We start from the raw sequence: 6,514 nt of genomic DNA on the forward strand, positions 1-6,514 counted from the left end.
TGAAAGGAACTCCGTATTGTCGTACATTACCGTTCGATACACCGTGTTCCCGAACACCTCCGAGTTACCCACGGCTTCAAATCTTGAGTTTCCGTACATTATATGCGGATACTGCGAATTGTATTCCTGAGGAACATACAGGTATCCATTATCAAGTATGACCTGACCGTTATCCATTTCGTAAAGGGCTCCGATAAGAGTCAGTTTCGCTCCATTGACGATATGAAGCAGCCCTTCTCCGGATACAAGGACATTACAATCAAGAGTCTCGTCCTGCGATATTGTCATTGTGTCTGTAATCGATAAAGTGTAGTCAGAGCCATAAAAAGTCATCCAGAAACCAATATTCTTCGAGGACGCCTCATCATTCAGGTCCGCCATTAATTCTCTGCCGTCCAGCACAGAACGAACCTCAGCATCATTGGATTCAACATGACATTCCCTGTTAACCAGATCCTGCGGAAACAGAACAACAGCACAGATGAGTAAGAACATTTTACACCTCCCGGTTTCCTGTTCGAACCAATTCTTCTGTGCTGTTCCTACAGCATCTGTGTAACAGTAATCCTTTCCTCCTGTAACAATAAGTAACAATCTGGGGCCGGGCCTGACATTTAAACATTTATTTGCGGGGACACGCATAGAGTTGCATGTCCCCGTGGGGCGATGTTGGAAATGTTTAAATGTCAGGCCCGGCCCCAAATTCGTGGAAATGGCGGAAGCATAATCCTTCAATTAGAATACGGCTGCAGCAGAATTCACCCATGAAAACTCAGATGTAAGGATCACAATGAAACTCTGGACATTACTTCCTGTATTTATTTTCTTCACAGCCGGCCATGCAACCGATATAGATCAGGCGATGGTAAAGATATACACAAACAGCATGGCCTACAGTTATTACATTCCATGGAGCACCGAAGCTCTCAGGGAAACCTCCGGCTCCGGTTGTGTGGTTGAAGGTAACATGATACTGACCAACGCCCATGTTGTAAGTAATGAGACTTACCTGCAGGTGCGGAAAGAGGGTGACCCCAGAAAGTATCAGGCATCTGTGGTGGCGGTGTCCCATGATGCCGACCTGGCTCTGATAACGGTGAAAGATGAATCTTTCTTCCACGGCATAGATCCTCTGGAACTGGGAGAGCTTCCCTACCCCAGGGAACAGGTTACGGTCTATGGTTACCCCATGGGCGGAGATGCACTCAGTACTACTCAGGGGGTTATTTCCAGGATTGAGAGTTACGGCTACGTTCATAGCGGTTTTTCTCTGCTTACAGTACAGATCGATGCAGCGATCAATCCGGGGAACAGCGGCGGACCGGCCATCATCAACAACAGAATCATCGGCGTCGCCATGCAGACAATAAACCAGGCGGACAACATAGGTTACGTGATACCGGTTCCTGTGATCAGACACTTTTTCGAGGATCTGGAGGACGGGAGCTACGACGGGTTCCCATGCGCCGGATTCAGCTTCCAATCTATTCGTAATGAGGCTTTCACCGAAAAGTATGGCATTGAAGAAAGACAGGCCGGTGTGATGGTTACCGGGATTGCCTACGGCTCACCGGCAGCAGAGGTGCTGGAACCGGGTGATGTAATAATTGAGATAGACGGCAGATCTATCGCAGGGGATGGCACTGTGGAATTCAGATCCGGCAGCCGAACCATGCTTGACTACATTGTGGACCGGCGGCAGATAGGTGAGATTATTCCCCTTGAGATAATCAGGGATGGTATCCCGACAACGGTTGAGATAACACTCAGCACCACAATTCACGATCTTATGGTGGTCTCCGGTAAAATATATGACACCCCGCCGGAGTACTTCATCTTCGGGGGAGCGGTGTTCATGCCCCTTACACTCAACTATCTGGAAGAATGGGGCAGTGACTGGCGTTTGTACGCCATTGAATACCTCACCTATCCCTTTTTATTCGACAACTGGCGCACAGAAGACAGGGAAGAAATAGTCATACACACTTACATGCTCCCTGCAGAGGTTAACACCGGCTACGAAAATTTCTATAACGAAATAATCAGAATGGTGGACGGCACCCCGGTAAGAAGTTTCTCACAGTTCGTCGAACTGGTTGACAGCGGCACAGGTCAATTCCTTGAGCTGACCACCAATCTGGGCAACATCATTATTCTGGACAGGGAGAAAGCCATCACTGTCAACGATGAAATACTTGACCGCTATGGCATCCCGGAGGACAGGATGGTGTTCTAATCGGCAGAATACACCGGGAGGCAGGTTTATCTGAGTGGAGAATGATATCTCTGTACATCATAGCACCTCCAGCCAAATTATACCCTTATTTCGTCTTGTTTATGGATGAAACGTAGGTATGATTCGTCAACTCCGTCAGCAGGCAAGAAATTCTCAGCTTTTCAGCATTTTCTGAAGATGTACGTATACTTCCCCTTCTCTGAAGGGCTGAACATGCCACTCTCGGTTACGCCGCTGAGGATATCCCGACCGCTCATATGATGATCGCTGAAAGACATAGTACCATCAGGTCTGAGAATCCTGTGTAATTCTTTAAGAACCGCTCCCGGATCTCCCAGCAGGTGAAACACATCGTAAAAGAGTATGACATCGATACTTTCATCTGGTATTCCGGTTGAGCAGTCGGAACAGACAGTACTGATGTTGTCCAGCTTCAGCTTCGATGCTTTCTTCTCTATCATATCAAGAGCGAGCCGGACTGCATCCTGCGCGTAGACTTTCCCCGCATCCCCGACTGATTCAGAAGCGATGAAAGTATAACTTCCGTGACCGCATCCGAAATCAAGCACATGATTCCCGGATTCGATATTAACTTCGTCAAGAATTCTGTTTCTGGGGCGAACCATATCCCTGCATCTCAAAAGAGACGACATGATATAGAATGCCGCATTCGGCATCGGTCTGTTCATTCAATGGCTCCTGTCAGACTAAATACCGCTCAGTATTCTATTTCCATGGTAACTGGCATTTCTTCCGTTTCAAGGATGAAACTGGCATCATCAAATCCCGGCGGACCGGACATTCCACCTCTGACACCATTGGATATACAGTAACCCTCAGTAGGTTTTCCGAACAGGTTCCTGTTATTCTTCCCGTCTCCGTTCTCATCATGAAATGCTGATACCGCGTACTCACCGAACGGAAGATCAGCGAACACGAACTCAACTGTTTCCCCTTCAATAACAGACATGACTCTTCTGTAAGCACTGTCCGGATCCCTTAAAAAACCATCTTCTGATGACCACAGCGCCACTCGAACGTTGCCGTCGGAGTTCCGCAGATCCTCAATGGTAACTACTATTGTTCCGGTCTGTTCTTCTGTGCCGGATTCGGATTCAACATCCTGACCGAATACGGTCACCGGTACAAGAAGGAGAGCCAGTAACATTCCCTGAATTGCAATTATCGCTTTCAAATCATGCCTCATTTCCATTCGATCGTTCACTTTCTTCATTTACTTCAATCACTTAAGCTATATATGATATTATCTTTCTTCTATCCTTCCTTCTGCAAAAGCTGGTGAATAGAACACTGGCAAAATCCGGGCATTACCGACTCAACGTATTCAGGAATGTAAGAGCAGTCTGAGATGCATCTTCACTGGTCACCTTGATATCAGGAACAACGCCCCTCCCATCGAGACGAACACCCTGACCGGTCAGATAATCGACAGTTGGAACCCACAGGTTCCAGTCTTCGTTAATCTCATGCTCTGTAATCCACAGCATTGCAGCAGCTGTTTGCTCTCCGATGACAGTGGCCCGCCCGATCTCCTGCAGTCCCGCAACAAGTGGTTCACAGGCGGAAGCTGTGCTCCCGTTCGCCAGCACGACGACTGGACCATCGTAGATGGGATCGACTGGCTCGATCGTACCCACGAATGCACCATGCTCCCGGATCAGGGAATTGAATTCATCCTCAGAGGATATGGATGTCACTGTTGGAAAGTCGTTCAACTCGCCGGCGAGTACCCGGGATCGCGCTCTGCGATCAAAGAATACCCCCATGTCTATTGAAGACTCGATAAGGTGAGCGGCGACCCTGCCTGATATGTAAGTCCCTCCGGGGTTGTCGCGCAAGTCGATGATAAGACCCCGGGGATTCCGCTCGACGATGTCGTTAAATGCTTCATCGATTCCATCATACGAGTCTCCTTCAAAGCAAGCGATTCGGAGGGTCACTATTCCCTCGTCATCCACTACGCTGATGGCCTTATCCTCACCCTGAACGAGTGGCGATATGGAAGACATTTCTGCAAGAATATTCTCAAACTCCGGATCGAGTTTGCACCCCACGTAGCAGTGGGAAAATTTCAAGTGCCTTGAAGCAAGCATCCATACCATCAGGAATTCAGCATCATCCCGGGCCTTCCCGCTGCCCGCTCGAAGCTGTCGAAGAAAGCGTTGTGTCTCTGGGGTTTCGTACGCATCAGGATCAAAGAGGTTCGCTCTGAGTATAGCGTCTATCCGATCTACCATGGCAGGATAATCCGTACTCGGGAAATCGCTTGCGCTTGCCGGCGCGATAGTCATAAGACCAAACAACCGCTCATCATCCATTGGACGTAATTCTATCGGCTGATCATAAGAATAGAAGTCGGTGTGCAGAGTCACCCGGGGCGATTCCAGCACGCCGCGAGTCACATGTTCTGCTTCAGGAGCTGGACCGGACCAATGCAGAAAAGCCCCTCCCGGAACTCTCTTGTCCCCGATCAGATTGACGAAAAAACCAGGCAAACCACCCATCAATTCACCCACAGCCCGCGGACGGCTATTGGCCCGGAAGCCGTTCTCGGCAGGCTCTGCTGCAACCAACGCTGTCGTTGAACCGCAAAACGGTCCAATTCCGCGAACATGAGTAGTGACGGCATACAGACCGCTTGGAACACCCTCCATGGCTCCCGGCGGCTGATCTTTGTGAGGAACAATGCAGGCACAACATACGAACAGAATCAAGCAGTTAACACATGCAACAAGTCGTATAATGCTGTTTTTCATTACAATACTTTCTAATTGTGAAACGGTGAGTGTATGCAGATAATTTTAACTCCCACAAGGATATTCGTTTTCAAATCAGCTTCTTTCCTCCTTCTCCCGTTTCTGCAGTATGTCTGCAAAATACTTGTTCGATGATTTAAGATACTGCTCAGGAGGAATAATCGGTTTCTCAAGTTTCGACTGTGTTTTATCGGATATCCGGCCATCAGTTACCAGTTCGGATCCGGCATTGCGAAGAAGCTTTTTGTAATGCATCAGAAAAGGTTTTAGAAGCAGCATGGGATTCGCTAATATCCCACCACCGTCTCGGTAGACCTCCGCCAGAATCTCGCTTCCCATATTCCTGGCAATTCTCTTAATAAGAAGCTGAAGAACCTGAAAATGCTCCATTCCTGTAAATCCGCAGTTCGAGATGAAAACGAGTCCAGGTGAATGCCCTGTCCGTAACGGATGTTTGCACTCGCCGTTCTCATCCTTTCCAATATGGGCTTCAAAGCGGGGAATCATCCTGTCCATGAAATCCTTCATTATCCCCGTTACGTTATCCACGTAAAGAGGTGTCGCAAAAACGATGATATCTGCCTTGAACTTCTCCAGCAGTTCCTCCATATCATCCTTGATAACACATTTCCCAGGTGTTTTGAGCCAGCAGGCAAAACATCCTCTGCAATGCCCTATTCTCTTGTCGGTTAGAATAATGTTCTCTGTTTCAGCTCCTGCCGCCTCCGCTCCGGCAAGGAAATTCTCAACCATAACGTGAGTGTTGCCGGCTGCTCCACGAGGACTTCCGTTGAACGCGACTATTTTCATCTTCTCCTCTTTTCCCGCAGATGATTTCAATCTTAACATCGTAAAGATAGAACGAATCTAAACATTGTCAAGATGCAAAAATATTCTTAGATTCTTATTCACAACAGAAGGAGAATACCGTGGCCAGAACCTGCAGAACCAATACATACCATCACTGCAACCTCAGGCAGACACTGATAGATAACTGCCTGAAACTGATAGAAGATAAGGGAGTATCAGGGTTCACGCTCAGAGAAATCGCCAGAATGTCCGGAGTCTCCCCCGCTGCTCCTTATCATCATTTCAAGAGCAAGACCGAACTGCTTGCTGCAGTTGCTGTCATGGGCTTCGAGATGCTCGATGAAGCGCAGCGGCAAGCAATTGACGATTCCGATAATGCCGGATGCAGACTGGAAGCTCTTGGCAAGTCCTACGTGATGTTCGCTGTGAATCACAAAGTCTACTTTCATGTGATGTTCAGAGTGAATAATGAACTGCTCTGGGAGAACCCGAAAGTGATGAATGCTGCGAAACAGACTTTCAGTCATCTTGAGAACACCATTCGCGAATTGTATCCTGAAGCGGGGGAAGGCAACGGCAGTCACCTCCGGGCAGCGGTCATTACATGCTGGTCGATGGTTCACGGTCTGGCTTCTCTGTGGATGGACGGCCCTTTGAGAGCAATGGAATCAGGCAAACTGGATATCAAGGA

General features: G+C 48.3%; 7 protein-coding genes. 2 read left to right on the forward strand and 5 right to left on the reverse strand.

The features are described 5' to 3' along the window. Window positions 1-495, reverse strand: a 495-nt coding sequence (locus K8R76_08395; protein MCD4848195.1) for a hypothetical protein, incomplete at its 3' end; no start/stop codon positions are given. 295 nt (window positions 496-790) lie between these two features. On the opposite strand from K8R76_08395, the gene K8R76_08400 reads away from it, so the two are divergent. Further along, window positions 791-2,236, forward strand: coding sequence for a trypsin-like peptidase domain-containing protein (locus tag K8R76_08400; protein ID MCD4848196.1), 1,446 nt, complete (start codon window positions 791-793; stop codon window positions 2,234-2,236). Window positions 2,237-2,397: 161 nt separating this feature from the next. Here K8R76_08400 and K8R76_08405 read toward each other — a convergent pair whose 3' ends face one another. The 4 genes from K8R76_08405 to K8R76_08420 form a co-directional block, all read right to left on the reverse strand. Next, window positions 2,398-2,925, reverse strand: coding sequence for a class I SAM-dependent methyltransferase (locus K8R76_08405; protein MCD4848197.1), 528 nt, complete (start codon window positions 2,923-2,925; stop codon window positions 2,398-2,400). Window positions 2,926-2,954: 29 nt separating this feature from the next. Next, window positions 2,955-3,470, reverse strand: coding sequence for a DUF2141 domain-containing protein (locus K8R76_08410; protein MCD4848198.1), 516 nt, complete (start codon window positions 3,468-3,470; stop codon window positions 2,955-2,957). A 94-nt stretch (window positions 3,471-3,564) separates the two neighbouring features. Next, a complete protein-coding gene (locus K8R76_08415) occupies window positions 3,565-5,013 on the reverse strand; it encodes a S41 family peptidase (GenBank protein ID MCD4848199.1) in 1,449 nt (482 codons plus the stop codon). A gap of 75 nt (window positions 5,014-5,088) precedes the next feature. Continuing rightward, on the reverse strand, window positions 5,089-5,823 hold the full coding sequence (locus K8R76_08420; protein ID MCD4848200.1) for a flavodoxin family protein: 735 nt from the start codon (window positions 5,821-5,823) through the stop codon (window positions 5,089-5,091). A gap of 119 nt (window positions 5,824-5,942) precedes the next feature. On the opposite strand from K8R76_08420, the gene K8R76_08425 reads away from it, so the two are divergent. Continuing rightward, the coding region (locus tag K8R76_08425; GenBank protein MCD4848201.1) for a TetR/AcrR family transcriptional regulator at window positions 5,943-6,514 on the forward strand (572 nt) is incomplete at its 3' end.

The organism is Candidatus Aegiribacteria sp., assembly GCA_021108435.1.
In the GTDB taxonomy this organism is placed as follows: Bacteria; Fermentibacterota; Fermentibacteria; order Fermentibacterales; family JCC-6; genus Aegiribacteria.